Consider the following 21,058-nt stretch of genomic DNA (forward strand, 5'->3'; position numbering starts at 1 on the left):
CCATGTAAGCTCGGTCGCCGCTTGCTCGTGTGCGCTGTCCTGCGCACACGGCAAGACCGGGGTTGGGCGTCCTGCCCAACCCGCCCGAGGCATGCCTCGGGCCCATGCGGCTCACGCCCCCGCAACCGGACCCACCCCGCCTTCGACAGATTTCCACGATCTGTCGGGCCCTGTTTTCTGTAGAGCCGAGCCATGCTCGGCTCAGATCTCCCGGATATCGAGATGTTCGATTTAGATGGAGATTCATCCACGCATGGCGTGGATCTACGTGTCGACCAAGGTCGACACCTACCAACAGCAGCAGGAATCTATCAGAGGTGGGGCGGTGTCGGAGGGCGGGGTGTCAGCCGCATGGATGCGGCTGCCAAGCTTACAGGGACGTACTTGCAGCGTCCCCGCACTCCGACACCGCCCCGCCATCCTACGGAAAGCCCGCTGTTGCTGTTGAGGTTGCCGGCCAGCGGCCGGCACTACCACGGGTGCAGGGCGCAGCCCTGCCGCCCCCTCCTCAGTGGCGGCGGCGCTTGCGATCCACGTACAGGGTCCTGGCAATGCTCAGCACAATGCCGACACCGATACCCACCACGCAGCCCAGCAGCAGGTTGTCGGCCCCAAGGCCCACACCCACGCCGACCACGGTGGCGATGACCATTTCAGCGGTGTGGGAAATAGGTTCGGGCTTCGGGGCGGACATGCGGGCTCCAGCGTCAGATCGGATCTTCGGGATGGGCCAGTGGCCCGGAAACGACGAGGCCGGGTTGCCCCGGCCTCGTCTGGTGCACCTGCAGGGGACCGTCAGTGCGATTCGGCCGGGCCCGCGATCGGCGGCAGCGGACGGGCGTCGCCGCCCTTGTCGTTGCCACCGTCCTTGTTCGACTTGCTCCAGCCCGCCGGCGGCGGCGGATCACGACCTTCCATGATCGCGTCGATCTGCGGCGCATCGATGGTCTCGTACTGCAGCAGCAGCTGGGACATCGCGTGCAGCTTGTCGATGTTCTCGGTCAGCAGCTGGGTAGTACGGGCGTAGGCCTTGTCGAGGATATTGCGCACTTCCTCGTCGATACGGCGCGCCGTGTCGTTGGACACGCTCTTGTGCTGGGTAACCGACCGGCCCAGGAACACCTCATCGTCCTCTTCGCCATAGGCGATCGGACCGAGCTGCTCGGACAGGCCCCACTTGGTGACCATGTTGCGGGCCATCTTGGTGGCACGCTCGATGTCGTTGGAGGCACCGGTGGTGACCTTGTCCTCGCCGAAAATCAGCTCTTCGGCGACGCGGCCGCCGTACAGCGAGCACAGCTGCGACTGGATCGCGACGCGGTTCATCGAGTACTTGTCGCCTTCCGGCAGGTACATGGTCACACCCAGCGCACGGCCACGCGGAATGATCGTGACCTTGTAGACCGGATCATGCTCGGGTACCAGACGGCCGACAATGGCGTGACCGGCTTCGTGGTAGGCGGTGAGGGTCTTCTCCTCTTCGCTCATGGCCATCGAGCGGCGCTCGGCGCCCATCAGGATCTTGTCGCGGGCACGGTCGAAGTGGTCCATGCGGACTTCCTTCTCGTTGCCACGCGCAGCGAACAAGGCGGCCTCGTTGCAGAGGTTGGCCAGGTCGGCGCCGGAGAAGCCCGGGGTACCGCGCGCGATCACCATCGGCTCGACGTCGTCGGCCAGCGGCAGCTTGCGCATGTGGACCTTCAGGATGTGCTCGCGGCCCTTCACGTCCGGCAGGCCGACCACGACCTGGCGGTCGAAACGGCCCGGGCGCAGCAGCGCCGGGTCCAGCACGTCCGGACGGTTGGTCGCGGCGATCACGATCACGCCTTCGCCGCCTTCAAAACCGTCCATCTCGACCAGCAGCTGGTTCAGGGTCTGCTCGCGCTCGTCGTGGCCGCCGCCCAGGCCGGCGCCACGGTGGCGGCCGACAGCGTCGATTTCATCGATGAAGATGATGCACGGGGCATGCTTCTTGGCCTGCTCGAACATGTCGCGCACGCGGCTGGCGCCGACGCCGACGAACATTTCCACGAAGTCCGAACCGGAGATCGAGAAGAACGGCACCTTGGCTTCGCCGGCAATGGCCTTGGCCAGCAGCGTCTTGCCGGTACCCGGCGGGCCCACCATCAGCACGCCGCGCGGAATCTTGCCGCCCAGCTTGGTGAACTTGGACGGGTCGCGCAGGAAGTCGACCAGCTCGCCCACTTCTTCCTTGGCCTCGTCGCAGCCGGCGACGTCGGCGAAGGTGACCTTGATCTGGTCCTCGCCCTGCAGCTTGGCGCGCGACTTGCCGAAGGACATCGCGCCCTTGGCACCGCCACCGCCGCCCTGCATCTGGCGCATGATGAACAACCAGAAGCCGATGATCAGGATGACCGGCAGGAAATTCATCAGGATCGCGCCGAGGGAAATGCCGCTGGACGGCTCCTCCTGCACGATCTCCACGTTCTTGGTGCGCAGCACGTTGATCAGGTCGCGATCGAACGGTGCGGTGATGGTGGATGTCTGCCCGCCGCGGGTGGTGTAGGTCAGCTGGCTGGTGCCGCCGCGCATGTCGCCGCCGAAGGCGACCTTCTGCACGTTGCCGCTGTCCACCTGGTCCAGGAACTGCGAGTACGACGCGCCCTGCGCGCCGGCTCCGGAGGACTTCGGCGAGAAGCTCTGGAAGACCACCATCAGCACGACGGCGACGACCACCCATAGCAGGAGGTTCTTGGTCAAGTCGTTCATCCTCATTGGCTCCGGTGTTCCTCTCAGTGCTGGCGTTGCGTGGGGGTCGAACTTGCGTACATTGCGAGCTTACTTCATGTGGGCGCGTTTTCCCTGACCCAAGGCATACACCTCGGGAGAGCGCTTGCGCGAGGCTTCCGGCTTGCGGATGGAGACCTTGTCGTACCGGCGGCGCATGTCGCGCACGTAGTCGTCAAAGCCTTCACCCTGGAACAGCTTGATCAGGAACGCCCCACCGGTCTTGAGGTGGTTGTCGGCAAAATCCAGGGCCAGCTCCGCCAGGTGCATCATCCGCGGCTGGTCGACCGCACCCACACCACTCTTATTGGGGGCCATGTCCGACAGCACAAGGTCTACCGGCTGATCCCCGAGCATGGCTTCAAACTGCGATAGGACGGCTTCTTCCCTGAAGTCACCATGAAGGAACTCCACGCCGGCCAGCGGCGGCATGTCCAGGATATCCAGGGCCAGCACCCGGCCGGTATCGCCGATCTGTCTCCGCACCTGTTGAGACCAGCCGCCCGGGGCCGCGCCGAGGTCGACCACCACCATGTGCGGCTTCAGCAACCGGTCACGTTCCAGCAGCTCTTCGAGCTTGTAGGCGGCACGCGAGCGCATGCCTTCGGCCTGGGCCTTCTTCACGAAGGGGTCGGAGAAGTGTTCCTTGAGCCAGCGCTGGCTGCTTTTGCTGCGGGTAGCCATTGAAAATAGGGGCTGATGGGGTCCTCATGATACCCTGATCGCCCCATTCAACCGTCTTTTCCTGCATGTCCATCGCCCTGACCGCCTCCCAGACCCGTTTCCTGCGCGGCCAAGCCCACGACCTGAAGGCCCTGCTGCAGACCGGCGGCAAGGGTGTGACCCCGGCCTTCATTGCGGAGCTGAACGAAGTGCTGGAGCGCCACGAGCTGGTCAAGGTGAAGGTCGCTGCCGAAGACCGCGAGGCCCGTGACGTGATGATCGGCGAGATCGTCGAAGCCACCGAAAGCGCGCTGGTGCAGCGCATCGGCCACGTCGCCGTGCTGTACCGCCCGAGCAGGGAACAGCGCCAGATCGTGCTGCCGCGCGGCTGATCGGCCTACTGCCATGCAGCTGAACCACGAACCGCCGGACTACGCCTACAGCCTGCGCGCCGCCGACGGCCGCTCGGCCAAGGTCAATGACCAGGTGCTGGGCAGCAGTTTCTTCCTGACCCCGGACCAGCTGGTCACGCAATGGCCGGCGGTGAGCGCCACTGCGCTGCAGCTGGCTGACCTGGAGCCGATCCTGGCGCTGAACCCGGCGCTGATCGTGCTCGGCACGGGTGACCGTCAGGTGTTCCCGCCGGCGGCGGTGATGGCCGCCTGCCTGTCACGCGGCATCGGCCTGGAAGTGATGAACAATCCAGCCGCCGCGCGTACGTTCAACATCCTGGCCGGCGAAGGCCGCAAGGTCGCGGCTGCTTTCATTCTGGAAGGCTGAGTTCTCGAGTCACCGGTGCCTCCGGCCCCTAGCGGCCTGAAGGCGCGCAGCGGAATGCCGAGAACTCCTGGAGCCGGCCGATCAGGTGGCCGCCCTGCCCCCAGCGGATATCCATGACCTTCCAGTCCCGGTCCTGCCGCTGCAGCAGGACCCGGTCGGTCCATCGATAGTCGCCCACTGCCATGTCGACGCGGATCCAGGTCGCGTCACCCCTCGATTCGGGCATTCCCACCGCGACCGTGTCCGGTCGGTCCGGCGCCAGCAGATACAGGCTCTGGTCGAGCATGTGTGGCTTCTCGTCGTGCGCGGCCAGCGCGGTGCAGGCCCGCTCGTAAGCATGCTGCGCATCGACCGCCGAGCGCAGGGCATCGCCCAGCGACGGCGGGATGGCCGCTTCATCTGAAGCCGGCGCCTGGACTACGGCGTAAAGACGGGTGACCACGTCGCGCGGATCGCTGGCCGCGGTGACCAGCGGCGCGGCGATCAGCAAGGCGAGAACGGAAGCAGGACGCAGCATGGGGTACCGGGTCGACTGGGACCGCTCAAGAATGCCGGGTATCCGGTCCGCCGTGAAGGTGAGCCAGCGGCACACAGGATCGCAAACGACCGCTCCGCAGTCGCTGAGTCGAGCACGGCTCTACAGGTCAGGAACGCCAGGCATGGCCCGGCACTCCCTGTTCCAACCGCGTCAACGTGCCGGCAGGTACTGCTGCGGATCGACCGGCTTGCCGTTGTAGCGAATCTCGAAGTGGACCATGTCGCGGTTCGCACCGGTGCGGCCCATTTCGGCGATCTGCTCGCCAGCCTTCACGCTCTGCCCTTCATTGACCAGGCGCTTGCGGTTGTGGCCATAGGCCGACAGCCACTGGTCGCTGTGCTTGATGATGATCAGCTCGCCGTAGCCGACCAGGCCGGCACCGGAATACACCACCACGCCATTGGCGGCGGCCTTTACCGGCTGGCCGCTGGTACCGGCGATGTCGACGCCCTGCTTGGTCGCGTCACCGGCCACGTAGCGGCCGACGATCGCGCCATCGGCTGGCCAGCGCCAGGCGATGTTGCTCTTCACCGGCCCGACCGGCGCCGGGGCCGGCGCGGTGCTGCCGCCACTGCTGCCAGCCGAACGCGGCGGGGTGACCACCGTGGTCGGCGCACGGCCGCTGGTGGCCCCCTGCGGATACAGGCGGATCACCTGGCCGGGGTAGATGGTCGACGGGTTGTCCAGACGATTCCAGGCAATCAGGTCGGCCGGGGTGATGTCATGGATGCGGGCCAGCGCATAGATGGTGTCGCCCTTGCGCACCACCACGGTCTGCCCGGGCTTGGGTACCGAGGTCTTCGGCGTGGTCACGCCGCCAGCGTTGCCGCCGCCCGGGCGGACCACGGTGGCGGTACCGCAGGCGGCCAGTGTGGAAACCAGCAACGCCAGCGCGCCGATGCGCACTCCCTTGCTCAGACGATCAGGATTCATGCGAACTTCGACCTCCATACAAGCCAGGCGATCAGCACCACCACCAGCACGGTGGCGATCCAGCCCAGCGGTTCAATCCAGCGACGCAGTGCGGCTTCGGCACGCGCACCACCGATACGGATGACCGCGGCCAGCACGAACACGCGCTTGCCGCGACCGATCAGCATGCTCAGCAGGTACTGCGGCATGGGTACGCCGACGATACCCGATGCCCACGTGAAGACCTTCATCGGGATGGGCATGAATCCGCCCAGCACCAGGAAGGTGAACACCGCCCAGGGCGACTCGGCCATCTTCGCCTGCACGGTGGTGATGCCCTGCTCGATCGCCGGCAGCATGCCCAGCGCTTCGAACAGCGGCTTGATCGCCTCGAAGGCGTAGTGACCCAGTGCATAGCCAACCAGCGCGCCGAGCATCGAGCCGGCCAGGCTGAGGGTGGCGAACCACCAGCCGCGCTTGGGCTGGGCCACGCACATCGGCGCCAGCATCACCTCCGGCATCACCGGGAAAATGATCGCTTCGAAGAAACTCAACACCGTCAGGTAGGTCGGCGCGCGTTCGTGCGCCGCCCACTTCATCGCCCGCTCGTACAGCGGCCCGAAAATCTTCATGCAACCCTGCTCCGTGGATTAGTCGAGCATGCCAGACAGCAGCGGCACGAAGGTGACCGGCGCCAGCACGTGTTGTTCGATGCTGCCGTCGGCCTTGCGGTCCAGCTGCACCAGCGACTGCGCCCCGGGACCACCGACCGGCGCCACCAGCCGGCCGCCCTCGGCCAGCTGCTCGATCAGCGCGTCGACCAGTGCCGGCGCCGCCGCAGTGACCACGATGGCATCGAAGGGACCGTGCTCGGCCCAGCCGACGCGACCGTCGTCATGCTTGGTGCGGATGTTCATGCCCAGCGCACGGAAGCGCTTGCGCGCCTGGCGCAGCAGGTCGCCGATGCGCTCCACGGTGTAGACCTCCAGGCCCAGCGCACCGAGGATGGCGGCCTGGTACCCGGAACCGGTGCCGACTTCCAGCACGCGCTTGGGCGCGACCTGGAGGACCGCTTCGGTCATCCGCGCTACCACCCAGGGTTGAGAGATGGTCTGGCCGTGGCCGATGGGCAGCGCGGTATCCTCGTAGGCACGCGAGGCCAGCGCTTCGTCGATGAACAGATGGCGCGGCACCACCCGGATCGCGTTCAAGGTCGGCTCGTCGACGATGCCGGCTTCGCGCAGGCGGTCGACCAGACGGTCACGCACGCGCTGCGAGGTCATGCCGATACCCACAGCTTCCGGTTGCAGGCGCAGGCGTGGGCTCATGCCGGCTGGTCCAGGGCTGCGCTGAGGCCGCCGACCCAGCTGGCCACCTTCTCCAGCGCCTGGTAGCGGGTGAGGTCGACCTGGATCGGCGTGATCGAGATGTGGCCGGTGCGCACGGCGTGGAAATCGGTACCCGGGCCGGAGTCCTGCTCGCGGCCGGCCGGGCCGATCCAGTACACCTCGTTGCCGCGTGGATCCTTCTGCGCGATGCAGCCTTCGGCACGATGGCGGTTGCCGAGGCGCGTGACCTCGAAGCCCTTGACCTCGCTCCACGGCAGGTCCGGCACGTTGACGTTGAGGATGGTGTCGGCCGGCAGCGGGTCGGCCTTGAGCCGTGCAACGATCTCGACCGCGGCGCGCGCAGCGGTTTCGTAGTGCTTCGGATCGTGGTTGCGGCTGACCAGCGACACCGCCACGGCGGGCAGGCCCAGGAAGCGACCTTCCATCGCCGCCGAAACAGTGCCGGAATAGATCACGTCATCACCGAGGTTGGCGACGTTGTTGATGCCGGACACGACAATGTCGGGCTCGAATTCAAGCAGGCCGGTCAGCGCCAGGTGCACGCAGTCGGTCGGGGTGCCGGCCACCGAGACGGTGTAATGGTCGATGCGCTTGAGCCGTATCGGCAGATCCAGCGTCAGCGAGTTGCTGGCGCCGGAGCGATCGCGGTCGGGTGCGACCACCGTAACCTCGTGCCCAGCCTCGCGCAGGACCGAGGCAAGCATCCGGATGCCTGCAGCGTCGACACCATCGTCATTGCTGACCAGGATTCGCATCTTCGATTTAACCGCTTGATTTTCCAAGAATTCGATTCCGTCACCGTGCAGTGTAAGCGGGACCGCCGCGCTCCCCTGCGGAAGCCGTCGACCCTGCAAGCGCATCGTCTATTGTGCCGCATGCGAGCCGCCGGTCCTACCCTGCCGGCGGTCACGGCCGACATCGAACCGTCATAGGCAGACCTGCGCCGGCGGTTTACCCTGTGCGCATGTCGCACCCTGAAGACGAAGATCCCGCCGCGCTGTTCCGTGCGGCCATCGGCGAAGTGACGCCGCTGCGCAAGGATGCCGAGCCGGCACCTGCCGCGCCGCGACCGAAGCCGCGTGCGCGGATGGCCGAACGTGACGAGGCCGACGCCGCCGGCGAGTTCGCCCGGCTGCTGCGCGACAGCACCCCGCTGGAAGCCGGCGATGTGGCCAGCTATCGACGCGACAACCTGCCACCACGCCTGTTCCAGCGCCTCAAGCGTGGCCAGTACTCGGTGCAGGACGAGCTGGACCTGCACGGCGCCACCGCCGCGCAGGCGGAGACGCTGCTGCGCCAGTTCCTGCTGGAAGCGCATGCACACGAATATGGCTGCGTGCGCATCATCCACGGCAAGGGCCTGCAAGCCGATGGCGGTGCGCCGGTGCTGAAGAACCTGGTTGACCGCCTGCTGCGGCTGCGCAACGACGTGCTGGCGTTCCATTCAGCGCCGACCGGGCAAGGCGGGACCGGCGCGGTACTGGTGCTGCTGGCGCGGCGCTGAAAAAAGGGGGCGCCATGAGTCCAGGTAGAGTCGACTGTCAGTCGACTGCTCTTCCAGCGGCAAGCGAACCCCGCGCTGCGCGCGCAAGTCGACTGACAGTCGACTCTACCGTGCGCCCTGCTCAGGCCTGCGAGGCGTCTTCGACCGGGCCCAGCTCGTGCAGTACAGCGGTGGCGTAGCAGCCCGGCGGCAGCGCGAACGAGAGTTCCAGCACGTCATCGGCCAGCCACTGATGCTGCAGCAGCGCCGGGCGCAGGCGCAACGCGCGGCGCTCCTGTTTCAACCGTGCGTCTTCGAGGCCAGCGCGCAGCGCCTTCGATTCCTCGTCGTCCAGCGCGGCCAGCTCCAGCTCACGTGCAGCGTCGGCGCTGCGCAGTTCGCCTTCGCCCCACAACGGTGCGCTGGGATGGATGTCGAACCGCGCGAGGCGCTCGGCCAGCACGTCGGTGTACGGCTCGGGGCCGAACACGCTGCGACTGCCGTCCAGCATCCACACTTCGCCCTCCAGTGGCTGATCCCAGCTGCCCTGCTCCACGCGCGCGGCCAGCACGCGGTTGAACAGCGCCGAACGGGCGGCAGACAACAGCAGCGAACGCTGGTCCTTGCGCATGCGGCGGCCCCCGAACATCGCCAATGCGGCCGGCACGTTGCCGCCGTCGCGGCCGAAGCGCTGCTCACCGAACCAGTTCGGCAGGCCCCGGCTGGCAATCTGCTGCAAACGCTCACTGATCGCTGCAGCATCGCCCCGCACCTGGCGCAGCACCAGCTTGAAGCGGTTGCCGGCCAAGGCGCCGCGCTGCAGCTTGCGGTTGTGCCAGGTGGCTTCGAGCACTTCGATCTCATTACTGGCCAGCTCGGCCAGATCCGGTGCAATGCGCTTGGGCAGGTGCACGCTGAAGCGCTGGGTGGTGACCGCATGGCGGTCCTTCATGCCGGCGTAGCTCACCGCCATTTCCGGCAGGCCGGCCCACTTGGCCAGCAGCTTGGCCACATGCACGGTGTTGGCACCGCGCTTGCGGATGTGCAGCAGCAGGTGCTCGCCCTCGCCAGTGGCCTCGAACGCCGGCAACTCGTCGACCTGGAAATCTTCCGGCGTGGTGCGGATGCGCGCCGACAGCAACGGCGCACCAAACGCAAGCGGCAGCGGGATCATGCCGCCACCAGCAGCACCACCGCCTGTGCGGCGATGCCTTCTCCACGGCCGGTAAAGCCCAGCTTCTCCGAGGTGGTGGCCTTGACGCTGACCGCATCCAGCGGCAGCTGCAGCAGCGCACCGATGCGCTCACGCATGGCCAGCGCATGCGGACCGACCTTCGGACGCTCGCAGATCACGGTGATGTCGGTGTTGCCGACGCGCCAGCCACGCTCGCGCAGCAGGCTGTCGCAATGGCGGACGAAATCGCTGCTGTCAGCGCCCTTCCAGCGGTCATCACTCGGCGGGAAGTGCTGGCCGATGTCACCCAGCGCCAGCGCACCGAGCATCGCGTCGCACAGGGCATGCAGGATCACGTCGCCGTCGCTGTGCGCGAGCACGCCGCAGCTGTGCGGCACGTTCACCCCACCGAGCATGATGTGATCGCCCTCACCGAAGGCATGGACGTCGTAGCCCTGGCCGATGCGGACGGGCGGGAACGGTGCGGTGCTCATGGATGCAACCCTTGCAGCAGGGCCGCGCGGGCAATCAGCCGGCGCGGCGGGAAAGTACGAATTCGAACCGGTCGAGATCGGCCGGAGTGGTTACCTTGAAGTTGTCCTCGCTGCCTTCCACCAGCAGCGGGCGCTGGCCCTGGCGCTCCATGGCCATGGCCTCGTCGGTGACTTCGACACCGGCGGCAGCGGCTTCGGACAGCGCGCGGCTGAGCTGGTGGCGGCGGAACAGCTGCGGCGTCAATGCACGCCACAGGCGCTCGCGCGGCTCGGTGCCATCGATGCCACCGTCATCGCCCGCGCGCTTGAGGGTGTCGCGCACCGGTGCGGCCAGGATCGCCCCGACCGGGTCGGCACGACCGACTTCAAGCAGGCGGCCAAGGTCGGCCAGCGACAGGTTGGGCCGGGCCGCATCATGGACCAGCACGAACTCATCGGCACGCACCGAGTCCGGCAGGGCCTGCAGCCCGGCCAGCACCGAGGCGGCACGGGTCGCGCCGCCGATGCAGGTCAGCACCGGCTTGCCGGCCCATTCACTCCAGCCAGGCCAGTCACCGTCGTCCTGTCCGATCACCACCATTGCGCCGGCCACGGCCGGGTGCGCCAGCAGCGCGTCCAGGGTATGGGCGAGCAGGATCTGCCCGCCGGCCTGCAGGTACTGTTTGGGCAGCGGTGCGCCGAAGCGGGCGCCACGGCCGGCGGCCGGAACCACCACCCAGATCGCCCCACTCATGGCACGTCCGCCGGATGATCGCCGACCTGGGCGCTGACACCTGGCGCAGGTTGCGCCGGTTGGACCGGCGCATCCTCGACCACACGGTAGAACTTCTCGCCAGGCTTGATCATGCCCAGCTCGCTGCGCGCGCGCTCCTCGATGGCGGACTGGCCTTCCTTGAGGTCCTTTACTTCGGCGGCCAGCGCGTCGTTGCGCTGCTGCAGGCCCTCGTTGTCCCGCTCCTGGTTGGCGACCTGGGCTTCGAGCATCATCACTTCACCCGAATTGCCCGGACCGAACCAGAAGCGGTACTGCAGCCAGCCCAGCAACAGGGCCAGCACCAGCAGCATCCAGCGCCAGTCGCGCATCGGCTCAGCGCTTCAGCGAAACGAACGCGTCACGACCGGCGTAACGCGCGCCGGCGCCGAGGGCTTCCTCGATGCGCAGCAGCTGGTTGTACTTGGCCACGCGATCGCTGCGGCACAGCGAGCCGGTCTTGATCTGGGTGGCGGTGGTAGCCACGGCGATGTCAGCGATGGTGGTGTCTTCGGTTTCACCCGAGCGGTGCGAAACCACGGCGGCGTAGCCGGCGCGATCAGCCATGGCGATCGCTTCCAGGGTTTCGCTGAGCGTGCCGATCTGGTTGACCTTGATCAGGATCGCGTTGGCGGTGCCCGAGTCGATGCCTTCCTGGAAGATCTTCGGGTTGGTCACGAACAGGTCGTCGCCGACCAGCTGCACCTTCTTGCCCATGCGGTCGGTCAGCAGCTTCCAGCCAGCCCAATCGTTCTCGGCCAGGCCATCCTCAATCGTGATGATCGGGTACTGCGCGGCCCAGTCAGCGAGGAAGTCGACGAACTGCTCGGAAGTCAGGCGCTTGTTCTCGCCGACCAGGTTGTACTTGCCGTTCTCGAAGAATTCGCTTGACGCCACGTCCAGGCCCAGCAGCACGTCTTCACCGGCGGTGTAGCCGGCCTTGCCGATCGCTTCGAGGATGGTGTCCAGCGCTTCGACGTTGCTGCGGAAGTCCGGCGCGAAACCGCCTTCGTCGCCCACCGCCGTGCTCAGGCCGTGGCCCTTCAGCACCGACTTCAGCGAATGGAAGATTTCGGTGCCGGCGCGCAGCGCTTCGGAGAACGAGGTGAAGCCGACCGGCAGCACCATGAACTCCTGGAAGTCCACGTTGTTGTCGGCATGCGCACCGCCGTTGATGATGTTCATCATCGGCACCGGCAGCGACGGGGTAACGCCGGTCTTGGCGGCCAGGTACTGCCACAGTGCCTGCTTGTTCGATGCAGCGGCGGCGTGCGCGGCGGCCATCGAAACACCCAGCAGCGCGTTGGCGCCCAGGCGGCCCTTGTTCTCGGTGCCATCAAGATCGATCAGGCGACGGTCGAGGCCGGCCTGGTCGGTGGCTTCAAAACCCTTCAGCGCGTTGGCGATGGTGGTGTTGACGTTGTCGACGGCCTTGCGCACGCCCTTGCCCAGGTAACGGGTCTTGTCGCCATCACGCAGCTCGACCGCTTCCTTGGTGCCGGTCGAGGCGCCGGAGGGAACCGCGGCACGACCGAACGAACCGTCCTCCAGGATGACTTCGGCTTCCAGCGTGGGGTTGCCACGGCTGTCGAGGATTTCACGGGCGTGGATGCTGCGGATCGTACTCATGGTCGGGCCGGTTACCTGTATGGAGAGGGGGCGACAAAACGAATGCCGCGTGATTATCCCCGGCTGCCCGCCACTTGCCAAATGGCGTGGGCGCCGTCAGGCCAGAGTGGCCCCGATCACCATCAGGATCAACGACACCATCACCACCAGCAGGCCACCAGCAATGGCCGCCACTACGCCGCCGCGGCGGCAACGCCAGGCCATCACCATCGCCACCAGGCTGCCAACGAAGGACAGCACGAGCATGGCCAGTGCAGCCCAGATCCAGTACTGCATGGCCTGCATGCCATGGCTGCCATCCCCGGGCGAACCGAAACTGGCGGCGAAGGCGAATACAGCTGCCACCAGGCCGGCCCAGGCAAGAACAGCCAGCGCCAGCGCGATCAGGCCCCAGGGCCGATCACGGGTTGCCAGGGTCGCATTCATCAGAACAGTCCGTAGAACAGGGCGCCAAGCCACAGCGACAGCAGGATGATCGCCAACCCGGCGGCCACCTTGCCACGGTTCAGGCGCCAGGCCAGTACGGCGGCAGCGACGCATCCCACGGCGCCGACCAGCTCTGCAACCAGCAGCGCAATGAAGTACACGCGCAGATTGAGCGCGCTGCCGCCATCACCTGGTGGGCGCACTGACGCGGCGCCGATCAGCGCCAGACCGAACATGCCCACGGTGAACAGCACGGCCAGGCCCAGTGCGATCAGGCCCCAGGGCCACTGTTTCCAGTGCCGGCGGCGGCGCTGGTTTTCCAGCGCCAGCCACGGGTCACGACTCACGCGAAGCGCGAGAAGCCGTGCTTCTTGGTCACCGCGTCCAGTTCCATCAGGGTCTCGAGCAGGGCTTCCATCTGGTCCAGCGGCCATGCATTGGGGCCATCGGACAGCGCCTTGGACGGGTCCGGATGGGTCTCGGCGAACAGGCCGGAGATGCCTACCGCCACGGCGGCACGGGCCAGCACCGGCACGTGCTCACGCTGGCCACCGGAACTGGTGCCCTGCCCGCCCGGCAGCTGCACCGAATGGGTAGCGTCGAACACCACCGGGCAACCGGTCTCGCGCATCACCGCCAGCGAACGCATGTCGCTGATCAGATTGTTGTAGCCGAAGCTGGCACCACGCTCGCAGACCATGATCTGCTCGTTGCCGGTGGCCTTGGCCTTCTCCACGACCGGCTTCATGTCCCAAGGCGCCAGGAACTGGCCCTTCTTGATGTTGACCGGCTTGCCGGCCGAGCACACCTTGCGGATGAAGTCGGTCTGGCGGACCAGGAACGCCGGGGTCTGCAGCACATCCACCACCGAGGCCACCTCATCCATCGGGGTGTACTCGTGGACGTCGGTCAGCACCGGCACGCCGATCTGCTTCTTCACTTCGGCCAGCACCTTCAGACCCTCTTCCATGCCCGGGCCGCGGAATGCGGTACCCGAAGTGCGGTTGGCCTTGTCGAAGCTGGACTTGAAGATGAAGTTGACGCCGAGCTTGTCGGTGATCTCCTTCAGCTTGCCGGCGGTATCGAGCTGCAGCTGCATCGACTCGATCACGCAGGGGCCGGCGATCAGGAACAGGGGCTGGTCCAGCCCGACCTCGAATCCACACAGTTTCATGGCGTTTCCTTGTTGTCCGCAGCACCGGCCGGGCCGGTGCGCTGGGGGTTGAAGCATGCAGGATGGGGGCCCACGCCCCCATTCACAAGTCAGGCGCGCGCTTCGGAAAGCAGCTTGCCGCCGGCCTTGCGCTCGCGCGCGGCACGGATGAAACCGATGAACAGCGGGTGGCCGTCGCGCGGCGTGGACAGGAATTCCGGGTGCGCCTGGCAGGCCAGGAACCACGGGTGGGCATCGCGCGGCAGTTCGACCACTTCCACCAGGGTGTCGTCCATCGACTTGCCCGCGATCACCAGGCCCGCATCTTCCAGCTGGGTGCGGTAGCGGTTGTTGAACTCGTAGCGGTGGCGGTGGCGCTCGGCGACCACGTCCTTGCCGTACAGCTCGCGGGCCAGTGTGCCCGGCTTCAGGCGTTGTTCCTGCAGGCCCAGGCGCATGGTGCCGCCGAGGTCGCTCTTGTCGTCACGCTTCTCGACATCGCCGCTGGCGGTGCGCCATTCGGTGATCAGGCCGATCACCGGGTTCGGCGACTGGCGATCGTTCTCGGTGCTGTTGGCACCTTCCAGGCCGACCACGTTGCGCGCGTAATCGACCACCGCCGCCTGCATGCCGTAGCAGATGCCGAAGTACGGCACCTGCTGCTCGCGGGCGAACTTCGAGGTCAGCACCTTGCCTTCAAAGCCGCGGTCACCGAAGCCACCCGGTACCAGGATGCCGTCGACATCGGCCAGTGCAGCCATGTCGGTGCCTTCCAGGTCCTGTGCTTCCAGCCACTTCAGGTTGACCTTGGTGCGCTGGCGCAGGCCACCGTGCTTCAGTGCCTCGCCGACCGACTTGTAGGCATCCTGGTGATCGACGTACTTGCCGACCACGGCGATGGTCACTTCGTCCAGCGGGTGCAGGGTCGCGTCGACCGCGTCTTCCCACATCGAAAGATCGACCGGACCGGCCTTGTCGGCCAGCTTCAGCTGGTTCACCACGATTTCGTCCAGGCCCTGTGCATGCAGGCCGGACGGGATGCGGTACAGCACGTCCACGTCCGGCACGCTGATCACTGCACGCTCGGAGACGTTGGTGAACTGGGCGATCTTGCGACGCTCCGAATCCGGCACCGCCTGTTCTGAACGGCACAACAGCACGTCCGGCTGGATGCCGATCGAGCGCAGTTCCTTCACCGAGTGCTGGGTCGGCTTGGTCTTCAGCTCACCGGCGGCACCGATGTACGGCACCAGGGTGAGGTGCATGAACAGCGCCTTCTCCGGGCCACGTTCGGTGCGCACCTGGCGGATCGCCTCCAGGAACGGCAGCGACTCGATGTCGCCCACGGTGCCGCCGATCTCGACCAGTGCCACGTCGTAGCCTTCGGTGGCTTCGTCGATGCAGCGACGGATCTCGTCGGTGATGTGCGGAATGACCTGCACGGTCGCGCCCAGGTAGTCGCCGCGGCGCTCCTTGCGGATCACGTTCTCGTAGATGCGCCCGGTGGTGACCGAGTTCTTGCGGCTGAGGCGGGTGCGCACGAAGCGCTCGTAGTGGCCCAGGTCGAGGTCGGTCTCCGCGCCGTCGTCGGTGACGTAGACCTCACCGTGCTGGAACGGGCTCATGGTGCCCGGGTCGACGTTGATGTACGGGTCGAGCTTCATCATCGTGACCTTCAGGCCACGGGCTTCAAGAATGGCGGCCAGCGACGCGGCGGCAATGCCTTTGCCGAGCGAGGACACCACGCCGCCGGTTACGAAAATCAAGGGAGTCATGGCTGCAAGCATCCTGTCTGGAAATGGAAAACGGCAGCACCACGCGCACCCGGTGGGCGGGCATGGTGCTCAGAGGGGGTTTTCCGGTTCGCTGAGGCAGCGAGGGAGGTGCGGATCCGTGCGGCGGCAGGCGCCGGACCGGAACCATCGTGCGAGGTCGGGGCGGCCGTGCCGGCCAAATCGACCGTCACCTGCGACCCGCCATGCTGGAAGCCACGCTTGGCCGCTCCAGCCCATTCGCAAATGGTGGACACGCACTTACTCCCGGAAAGCCATAGTTTACAGATTGATGGCCGCCAACCCAAGGGGCAGACGCCACGTTCCCAAAAAGAAACGCCCCGCTGAGCGGGGCGTTCCGGTGCGCAACCCTTGTCGCAAGGGCGCCTGGCAGGCTGCAGGATCAGCGCTTCTTGCGCGCTTCCTCTTCCTCTTCCTGCTGCGGGGCCGGCTGGCCCTGCGCCTTCATCTGGGCATTGGCCTGGGCCCGGCGCTTGGCCTTTGCATCGGCCTCGGCCTGGGCCTTGTCGGCCTGATCACCCTGTTGCGGGGCCGACTGGCCGGCGTTCTGCGCCACCACCAGCGGCACTGCAACGGCGGCAGCGGCCAGGATCGCAATGGTCAGCAACTTCTTCATGGAGTCCTCCTCGCGGTATGGCTTGGACGTTCTGATCCAACGGAGCGCCGGCGTTCAGATTCCAGCGGCTGCCATTTTACCCCCTCTGCGTCGCCGAGACTGAACCGCAGGCGTGCAAAATCCCGTGCCAGACCCCACACTTGCCCGTCGCTCCAAGCTTTTGAAGACAGATGAACGCCCGTTATAACGCCGCCGATATTGAAGTCCTGTCCGGCCTTGACCCGGTCAAGCGCCGTCCCGGCATGTATACCGACACCGCGCGCCCGAACCACCTGGCGCAGGAAGTGATCGACAACTCGGTGGACGAGGCCCTCGCCGGCCACGCCCGCTCGATCGAGATCACCCTGTACAAGGACGGCAGCGTGGAGGTCAGCGATGACGGCCGCGGCATGCCGGTGGACATCCATCCCGAAGAAAAGATCCCGGGCGTCGAGCTGATCCTCACCCGCCTGCATGCCGGCGGCAAGTTCAGCAACAACAACTACACCTTCTCCGGTGGTCTGCACGGCGTCGGCGTCAGCGTGGTCAACGCGCTGTCGACCCTGGTGGAAGTGCACATCAAGCGCGACGGTGCCGAACACCGCATCACCTTCCGCAATGGCGACCGCGCCACACCGCTGGAAGTAGTTGGCAGCGTCGGCAAGAAGAACACCGGTACCCGCGTGCGCTTCTGGCCGGACCCGAAGTACTTCGATACGCCGAAGTTCGCGGTGCGCGCGCTCAAGCACCTGCTGCGCGCCAAGGCCGTGCTGTGCCCGGGCCTGACCGTGAAGCTGACCGATGAAGCCACCGGTGAAGTCGATACCTGGTACTACGAAGACGGCCTGCGCGATTACCTGAAGCTGGAGCTGGGTGATCGCGAGATGCTGCCGGCCGAGCTGTTCGTCGGCAGCCTGAAGAAGGACACCGAGGTCGTGGACTGGGCAGTGGCCTGGCTGCCGGAAGGCGAGCTGGTGCAGGAAAGCTACGTCAACCTGATCCCCACCGCCCAGCACGGCACCCATGTCAACGGCCTGCGTACCGGCCTGACCGAGGCGCTGCGCGAGTTCTGCGACTTCCGCAACCTGCTGCCGCGTGGCGTCAAGCTGGCCCCGGAAGACGTGTGGGACCGCGTGTCGTTCGTGCTGTCGCTGAAGATGACCGACCCGCAGTTCAGCGGCCAGACCAAGGAACGCCTGTCCTCACGCCAGGCGGCCGGCTTCATCGAAGGTGCCGCCCATGATGCCTTCAGCCTGCTGCTCAACCAGAACGTGGAGCTGGGCGAGAAGATCGCGCAGATCGCCATCGAGCGCGCCAGCGCCCGTCTGAAGACCGAAAAGCTGGTCGTCCGCAAGAAGGTCACCCAGGGCCCGGCCCTGCCCGGCAAGCTGGCCGACTGCATCAGCCAGGACCTGTCGCGCACCGAGCTGTTCCTGGTGGAAGGTGATTCGGCAGGCGGCAGCGCCAAGCAGGCCCGCGACAAGGATTTCCAGGCCATCATGCCGTTGCGCGGCAAGATCCTGAACACCTGGGAGGTTTCCTCCAACAGCGTGCTGGCCTCGGAAGAAGTGCACAACCTGGCGATCGCGATCGGCTGCGACCCGGGCAAGGACGACATCAGCGGCCTGCGCTACGGCAAGGTCATCATCCTGGCCGACGCGGACTCCGACGGCCTGCACATCGCAACACTGCTGACCGCGCTGTTCCTCAGGCACTTCCCTGCGCTGGTCGATGCCGGCCACGTGTTCGTGGCCATGCCGCCACTGTTCCGCATCGACGTGGGCAAGCAGGTGTTCTATGCCCTGGACGAGGAAGAAAAGCGCTCGATGCTGGACAAGATCGAACGCGAGAAGATCAAGGGCGCCATCAACGTGACCCGCTTCAAGGGCCTGGGCGAGATGAACCCGCCTCAGCTGCGTGAATCGACCATCCACCCCGATACGCGCCGGCTGGTGCAGCTGACCGTGGACGATCGCGAGCAGACAAGTTCGCTGATGGACATGCTGCTGGCCAAGAAGCGCGCCTCCGACCGCAAGGGCTGGCTGGAGTCGAAGGGCGACCTGGCTTCGCTGGAAGTCTGACTCCCGCAGCCCTCCTGTAGAGCCGAGCCCACGCTCGGCTGCATTCCACGCCGTGCCGGGCAGCCGAGCATCGGCTCGGCTCTACAGAGATCCCACCCCCATCGGCAAACCCGGCGGAGCCATAATGCGCGTCCATCCGTGTGGACCAACGTATTGGCCAGCCACTCCCTGCTGTTTCCCGGCCTGCCGCTGCACAGCGCGCGCCTCGTCCTGAGCCCGATCCGCCGCGACGATGCGGCCGCCCTGTTCGCAATCCAGTCCGATCCGGACGTGATGCGGTTCTGGAACCATCCTGCATGGACACGACCGTCCGAGGCACGCGCGCAGATCGACGATGACCTGGCGGCACAGGCCACCGGCACCCAGCTCAAGCTGGCCGTGCGCGAAACGCTGGACGGCCCGTTGCTGGGCATCTGCGTGGTGTTTGCGTTGGACCGCGATGCGGCACGCGCCGAGATCGGCTACCTGCTGGCACCGGATCGCCAGGGCCTGGGCTACATGCACGAGGCCCTGCAGCAGGTACTGGCCTACCTGTTCGGCACCCTCCACCTGCATCGCGTGGAAGCCGAGATCGACCCGCGCAACGCACCCTCCGCGCACGTGCTCGAACGCCTGGGCTTCCGCCGCGAGGGAGTGCTGCGCCAGCGCTGGCGGATCCAGGGGGAACTGGCCGACTCGGCCGTCTATGGCCTGCTGGCCGATGACGAAGCGGCCGCCACCCTGCCCGCTTGACCCAATCTGGCCAGTAGCGGGCTCAACGCACGGCCATGCCTTTGGACACATACGACATGGGCCGCCACCGGCCTAGCATCGGAATCCCCTTCCGCTGCCCACCCGGTGCCATGAAGTCCCTGCTGCACACTGCCGCGCTCTGCGTCGGCCTGCTCATCGCCCCAGCCAGCGTGCTGGCCGCGCCTGATGCCGACGCCAAGCCCGATCCGAAAGACGACAAGACCGAGGCACCTGCGTTGCCCGCAGACGCCTCAGCCCGCCAGAGCATGCGCCTGGCCGGCCGCACCCTGGACTACACCGCCACCGTCGGCACCCTGCCGGTACGCGATGCCAAGGGCAAGGTGATCGCCGATGTGGTGTTCACCGCCTATACGATGCCGGGCAAGGACCGGCCGGTGACCTTCGCGCTCAATGGCGGCCCCGGTGCGTCGTCGGTGTACCTCAACATGGGCGCGATCGGGCCCAAGGTGGTGACCTTCGGCTCCGAGGGTGACAGCGCGTCGGCGCCGGCGACCCTGCACGACAACCCCGGCACCTGGCTGGACTTCACCGACCTGGTGTTCATCGATCCGGTCGGCACCGGCTTCAGCCGCGCGCGGATCGGCGACGATGAAGCGAAGAAGGCACTGTACAACCCCAGCGCCGACATCGAATACCTGTCACGCTCGATCTACGACTGGCTGCTGCGCAACCAGCGCATGGCGTCGCGCAAGTACCTGACTGGCGAGAGCTACGGCGGCTATCGCGGCCCGCGCATCACCCACTACCTGCAGACCCGGCTGGGCGTGGCGATGAACGGCCTGGTACTGGTCTCGCCGTACCTGAGCCCGACCCTGGAAGACAACGCCGATGTCTCGCCGATGGCGTGGATGCAGACCCTGCCGTCGATCGCCGCCGCGCACCTGGAGCGCCAGGGCAAACTGACCGATGCAGCGATGCGCGAAGTAGTGGAATACACCCGTGGCGACTACGCCACCGCCTTGATGAAAGGCCGTAGCGATCCGCAGGCAACCGAGGCGATGCTGCGCCGGGTGACCGAACTGACCGGCCTGGACCCGCAGTTCGTGCGCCGTGCCGGTGGTCGGCTGGAAACCCAGGCCTACCTGCGCGAAGTATTCCGCGACAAGGGCACGCTGGGCAGCCGTTACGATTCCAACGTGACCGCGTTCGATCCGTTCCCGAACGATCCGGAGCAGCGCGCCAACGATCCGCTGCTGGACAGCATCATCGCGCCGACCACCACGGCGATGGTCGACTTCGTGACGCGCGTGGTCGGCTGGAAGGTGGACGCGCGGTACCAGGCGCTGAACTACGACGTGAACCGGCTGTGGGATCGCAATGGCGAGCTGCGCGATGGCGCGGTGACCCAGCTGCGCCAGGCCGTGGCGATCGACCCGCACCTGCAGGTGCTGATCGTGCATGGCTGGAACGACCTGTCGTGCCCGTTCATGGGTTCGATCCTGACCGTGGACCAGATGCCGACGATGGGCAGCAATCCGGACCGGGTGCAGGTGCGCAGTTATCCGGGCGGGCACATGTTCTACAGCCGGGCCGACAGCCAGGCGGCGTTCCGGAATGATGTGAAGGCGCTGTTCCAGCGCAATTGATGGGTGGTGGCGGCCGGGCCTGCGGCCCGGCACCCGCTGGATCAACTGCAACTGCAGCTGCGACTGCAAAGGCCTGGATTCCGTGGGATGGCGGGGTGGGATGGGCAGGCGGGGGACGGCAAAAACTGCTCCTGCGTGCCTCGTAGAGCG

General features: G+C 66.5%; 24 protein-coding genes. 6 read left to right on the top strand and 18 right to left on the bottom strand.

Going from position 1 to position 21,058, the window contains the following annotated elements; translation table 11 throughout:
- Positions 1–508: 508 nt before the first annotated feature.
- The 3 genes from AC5P7R_RS15020 to rlmE form a co-directional block, all read right to left on the bottom strand.
- Complete coding sequence (locus AC5P7R_RS15020; RefSeq protein WP_019658870.1) at positions 509–694, bottom strand: hypothetical protein; 186 nt, start codon at positions 692–694, stop codon at positions 509–511.
- A gap of 101 nt (positions 695–795) precedes the next feature.
- Positions 796–2,730: an ATP-dependent zinc metalloprotease FtsH gene (gene ftsH / locus AC5P7R_RS15025; RefSeq protein ID WP_058980127.1), complete on the bottom strand. Its 1,935-nt coding sequence runs from the start codon at positions 2,728–2,730 to the stop codon at positions 796–798.
- A 69-nt stretch (positions 2,731–2,799) separates the two neighbouring features.
- Positions 2,800–3,432 carry a 23S rRNA (uridine(2552)-2'-O)-methyltransferase RlmE gene (gene rlmE, locus AC5P7R_RS15030; protein ID WP_005409014.1) on the bottom strand — a complete coding sequence of 211 codons (633 nt, stop codon included), beginning with the start codon at positions 3,430–3,432 and terminating at the stop codon, positions 2,800–2,802.
- A gap of 65 nt (positions 3,433–3,497) precedes the next feature.
- Here rlmE and yhbY point away from each other — a divergent pair, with 65 nt between their 5' ends.
- Positions 3,498–3,803 carry a ribosome assembly RNA-binding protein YhbY gene (gene yhbY, locus AC5P7R_RS15035; protein WP_019658872.1) on the top strand — a complete coding sequence of 102 codons (306 nt, stop codon included), beginning with the start codon at positions 3,498–3,500 and terminating at the stop codon, positions 3,801–3,803.
- Positions 3,804–3,816: 13 nt separating this feature from the next.
- On the top strand, positions 3,817–4,191 hold the full coding sequence (locus tag AC5P7R_RS15040) for an Mth938-like domain-containing protein (protein WP_058980129.1): 375 nt from the start codon (positions 3,817–3,819) through the stop codon (positions 4,189–4,191).
- Between the two features lie 28 nt (positions 4,192–4,219).
- Here AC5P7R_RS15040 and AC5P7R_RS15045 read toward each other — a convergent pair whose 3' ends face one another.
- The 5 genes from AC5P7R_RS15045 to surE all read right to left on the bottom strand — a co-directional run bounded on the left by AC5P7R_RS15045 (position 4,220) and on the right by surE (position 7,745).
- On the bottom strand, positions 4,220–4,708 hold the full coding sequence (locus tag AC5P7R_RS15045; protein WP_019658874.1) for a hypothetical protein: 489 nt from the start codon (positions 4,706–4,708) through the stop codon (positions 4,220–4,222).
- Between the two features lie 171 nt (positions 4,709–4,879).
- Positions 4,880–5,662 carry a peptidoglycan DD-metalloendopeptidase family protein gene (locus AC5P7R_RS15050; RefSeq protein ID WP_058980131.1) on the bottom strand — a complete coding sequence of 261 codons (783 nt, stop codon included), beginning with the start codon at positions 5,660–5,662 and terminating at the stop codon, positions 4,880–4,882.
- Positions 5,659–6,273: a YqaA family protein gene (locus AC5P7R_RS15055; RefSeq protein ID WP_019658876.1), complete on the bottom strand. Its 615-nt coding sequence runs from the start codon at positions 6,271–6,273 to the stop codon at positions 5,659–5,661. The genes AC5P7R_RS15050 and AC5P7R_RS15055 overlap by 4 nt, the downstream gene beginning before the upstream one ends.
- 18 nt (positions 6,274–6,291) lie before the next feature.
- Positions 6,292–6,969: a protein-L-isoaspartate(D-aspartate) O-methyltransferase gene (locus tag AC5P7R_RS15060; protein WP_010485977.1), complete on the bottom strand. Its 678-nt coding sequence runs from the start codon at positions 6,967–6,969 to the stop codon at positions 6,292–6,294.
- Positions 6,966–7,745, bottom strand: coding sequence for a 5'/3'-nucleotidase SurE (gene surE, locus AC5P7R_RS15065; RefSeq protein WP_019658877.1), 780 nt, complete (start codon positions 7,743–7,745; stop codon positions 6,966–6,968). Before surE ends, AC5P7R_RS15060 begins: the two co-directional genes overlap by 4 nt.
- A 209-nt stretch (positions 7,746–7,954) precedes the next feature.
- Here surE and AC5P7R_RS15070 point away from each other — a divergent pair, with 209 nt between their 5' ends.
- On the top strand, positions 7,955–8,494 hold the full coding sequence (locus AC5P7R_RS15070; protein ID WP_111103041.1) for a Smr/MutS family protein: 540 nt from the start codon (positions 7,955–7,957) through the stop codon (positions 8,492–8,494).
- A 121-nt stretch (positions 8,495–8,615) separates the two neighbouring features.
- Here the strand turns inward: AC5P7R_RS15070 and truD are convergent, their stop codons facing one another.
- The 10 genes from truD to AC5P7R_RS15120 form a co-directional block, all read right to left on the bottom strand.
- On the bottom strand, positions 8,616–9,647 hold the full coding sequence (gene truD / locus AC5P7R_RS15075; RefSeq protein ID WP_478436374.1) for a tRNA pseudouridine(13) synthase TruD: 1,032 nt from the start codon (positions 9,645–9,647) through the stop codon (positions 8,616–8,618).
- On the bottom strand, positions 9,644–10,141 hold the full coding sequence (ispF, locus tag AC5P7R_RS15080; RefSeq protein ID WP_021204089.1) for a 2-C-methyl-D-erythritol 2,4-cyclodiphosphate synthase: 498 nt from the start codon (positions 10,139–10,141) through the stop codon (positions 9,644–9,646). The genes truD and ispF overlap by 4 nt, the downstream gene beginning before the upstream one ends.
- Before the next feature lie 34 nt (positions 10,142–10,175).
- Entirely contained in the window at positions 10,176–10,874 is a 699-nt protein-coding gene (ispD, locus tag AC5P7R_RS15085) for a 2-C-methyl-D-erythritol 4-phosphate cytidylyltransferase (RefSeq protein ID WP_019658880.1), read from the bottom strand.
- Positions 10,871–11,224, bottom strand: coding sequence for a cell division protein FtsB (ftsB, locus tag AC5P7R_RS15090; RefSeq protein ID WP_021204090.1), 354 nt, complete (start codon positions 11,222–11,224; stop codon positions 10,871–10,873). The genes ispD and ftsB overlap by 4 nt, the downstream gene beginning before the upstream one ends.
- 4 nt (positions 11,225–11,228) lie before the next feature.
- Positions 11,229–12,521 carry a phosphopyruvate hydratase gene (eno, locus tag AC5P7R_RS15095; protein WP_308305872.1) on the bottom strand — a complete coding sequence of 431 codons (1,293 nt, stop codon included), beginning with the start codon at positions 12,519–12,521 and terminating at the stop codon, positions 11,229–11,231.
- Positions 12,522–12,617: 96 nt separating this feature from the next.
- Complete coding sequence (locus AC5P7R_RS15100; protein WP_019658882.1) at positions 12,618–12,947, bottom strand: hypothetical protein; 330 nt, start codon at positions 12,945–12,947, stop codon at positions 12,618–12,620.
- Positions 12,947–13,294 carry a hypothetical protein gene (locus tag AC5P7R_RS15105; RefSeq protein WP_164145309.1) on the bottom strand — a complete coding sequence of 116 codons (348 nt, stop codon included), beginning with the start codon at positions 13,292–13,294 and terminating at the stop codon, positions 12,947–12,949. The genes AC5P7R_RS15100 and AC5P7R_RS15105 overlap by 1 nt, the downstream gene beginning before the upstream one ends.
- Positions 13,291–14,121, bottom strand: a complete 831-nt coding sequence (kdsA, locus tag AC5P7R_RS15110; protein ID WP_478436370.1) for a 3-deoxy-8-phosphooctulonate synthase — start codon at positions 14,119–14,121, stop codon at positions 13,291–13,293. Before kdsA ends, AC5P7R_RS15105 begins: the two co-directional genes overlap by 4 nt.
- An 89-nt stretch (positions 14,122–14,210) precedes the next feature.
- Positions 14,211–15,875, bottom strand: a complete 1,665-nt coding sequence (gene pyrG, locus AC5P7R_RS15115; RefSeq protein WP_005416023.1) for a CTP synthase — start codon at positions 15,873–15,875, stop codon at positions 14,211–14,213.
- A 400-nt stretch (positions 15,876–16,275) separates the two neighbouring features.
- Positions 16,276–16,509 (bottom strand): hypothetical protein, encoded by a 234-nt coding sequence (locus tag AC5P7R_RS15120; protein ID WP_019658885.1) that lies wholly within the window; start codon positions 16,507–16,509, stop codon positions 16,276–16,278.
- 170 nt (positions 16,510–16,679) lie between these two features.
- On the opposite strand from AC5P7R_RS15120, the gene parE reads away from it, so the two are divergent.
- The 3 genes from parE to AC5P7R_RS15135 all read left to right on the top strand — a co-directional run bounded on the left by parE (position 16,680) and on the right by AC5P7R_RS15135 (position 20,908).
- Positions 16,680–18,569 (top strand): DNA topoisomerase IV subunit B, encoded by a 1,890-nt coding sequence (gene parE, locus AC5P7R_RS15125; RefSeq protein WP_019658886.1) that lies wholly within the window; start codon positions 16,680–16,682, stop codon positions 18,567–18,569.
- 153 nt (positions 18,570–18,722) lie between these two features.
- Positions 18,723–19,301 carry a GNAT family N-acetyltransferase gene (locus AC5P7R_RS15130; protein ID WP_021204093.1) on the top strand — a complete coding sequence of 193 codons (579 nt, stop codon included), beginning with the start codon at positions 18,723–18,725 and terminating at the stop codon, positions 19,299–19,301.
- Between the two features lie 110 nt (positions 19,302–19,411).
- A complete protein-coding gene (locus AC5P7R_RS15135) occupies positions 19,412–20,908 on the top strand; it encodes a S10 family peptidase (protein ID WP_111103056.1) in 1,497 nt (498 codons plus the stop codon).
- The last annotated feature ends 150 nt before the right edge of the window (positions 20,909–21,058 follow it).

It is taken from the genome of Stenotrophomonas sp. YJH_SMC_27 (assembly GCF_059369815.1).

What these genes read in the sequence shown, in the direction of transcription:
- AC5P7R_RS15020 (WP_019658870.1), bottom strand. Translation starts at nt 694, where the DNA reads ATGTCCGCCCCGAAGCCCGAACCTATTTCCCACACCGCTGAAATGGTC.
- ftsH (WP_058980127.1), bottom strand. Translation starts at nt 2,730, where the DNA reads ATGAACGACTTGACCAAGAACCTCCTGCTATGGGTGGTCGTCGCCGTC.
- rlmE (WP_005409014.1), bottom strand. Translation starts at nt 3,432, where the DNA reads ATGGCTACCCGCAGCAAAAGCAGCCAGCGCTGGCTCAAGGAACACTTC.
- yhbY (WP_019658872.1), top strand. Translation starts at nt 3,498, where the DNA reads ATGTCCATCGCCCTGACCGCCTCCCAGACCCGTTTCCTGCGCGGCCAA.
- AC5P7R_RS15040 (WP_058980129.1), top strand. Translation starts at nt 3,817, where the DNA reads ATGCAGCTGAACCACGAACCGCCGGACTACGCCTACAGCCTGCGCGCC.
- AC5P7R_RS15045 (WP_019658874.1), bottom strand. Translation starts at nt 4,708, where the DNA reads ATGCTGCGTCCTGCTTCCGTTCTCGCCTTGCTGATCGCCGCGCCGCTG.
- AC5P7R_RS15050 (WP_058980131.1), bottom strand. Translation starts at nt 5,662, where the DNA reads ATGAATCCTGATCGTCTGAGCAAGGGAGTGCGCATCGGCGCGCTGGCG.
- AC5P7R_RS15055 (WP_019658876.1), bottom strand. Translation starts at nt 6,273, where the DNA reads ATGAAGATTTTCGGGCCGCTGTACGAGCGGGCGATGAAGTGGGCGGCG.
- AC5P7R_RS15060 (WP_010485977.1), bottom strand. Translation starts at nt 6,969, where the DNA reads ATGAGCCCACGCCTGCGCCTGCAACCGGAAGCTGTGGGTATCGGCATG.
- surE (WP_019658877.1), bottom strand. Translation starts at nt 7,745, where the DNA reads ATGCGAATCCTGGTCAGCAATGACGATGGTGTCGACGCTGCAGGCATC.
- AC5P7R_RS15070 (WP_111103041.1), top strand. Translation starts at nt 7,955, where the DNA reads ATGTCGCACCCTGAAGACGAAGATCCCGCCGCGCTGTTCCGTGCGGCC.
- truD (WP_478436374.1), bottom strand. Translation starts at nt 9,647, where the DNA reads ATGATCCCGCTGCCGCTTGCGTTTGGTGCGCCGTTGCTGTCGGCGCGC.
- ispF (WP_021204089.1), bottom strand. Translation starts at nt 10,141, where the DNA reads ATGAGCACCGCACCGTTCCCGCCCGTCCGCATCGGCCAGGGCTACGAC.
- ispD (WP_019658880.1), bottom strand. Translation starts at nt 10,874, where the DNA reads ATGAGTGGGGCGATCTGGGTGGTGGTTCCGGCCGCCGGCCGTGGCGCC.
- ftsB (WP_021204090.1), bottom strand. Translation starts at nt 11,224, where the DNA reads ATGCGCGACTGGCGCTGGATGCTGCTGGTGCTGGCCCTGTTGCTGGGC.
- eno (WP_308305872.1), bottom strand. Translation starts at nt 12,521, where the DNA reads ATGAGTACGATCCGCAGCATCCACGCCCGTGAAATCCTCGACAGCCGT.
- AC5P7R_RS15100 (WP_019658882.1), bottom strand. Translation starts at nt 12,947, where the DNA reads ATGAATGCGACCCTGGCAACCCGTGATCGGCCCTGGGGCCTGATCGCG.
- kdsA (WP_478436370.1), bottom strand. Translation starts at nt 14,121, where the DNA reads ATGAAACTGTGTGGATTCGAGGTCGGGCTGGACCAGCCCCTGTTCCTG.
- pyrG (WP_005416023.1), bottom strand. Translation starts at nt 15,875, where the DNA reads ATGACTCCCTTGATTTTCGTAACCGGCGGCGTGGTGTCCTCGCTCGGC.
- AC5P7R_RS15120 (WP_019658885.1), bottom strand. Translation starts at nt 16,509, where the DNA reads ATGAAGAAGTTGCTGACCATTGCGATCCTGGCCGCTGCCGCCGTTGCA.
- parE (WP_019658886.1), top strand. Translation starts at nt 16,680, where the DNA reads ATGAACGCCCGTTATAACGCCGCCGATATTGAAGTCCTGTCCGGCCTT.
- AC5P7R_RS15135 (WP_111103056.1), top strand. Translation starts at nt 19,412, where the DNA reads ATGAAGTCCCTGCTGCACACTGCCGCGCTCTGCGTCGGCCTGCTCATC.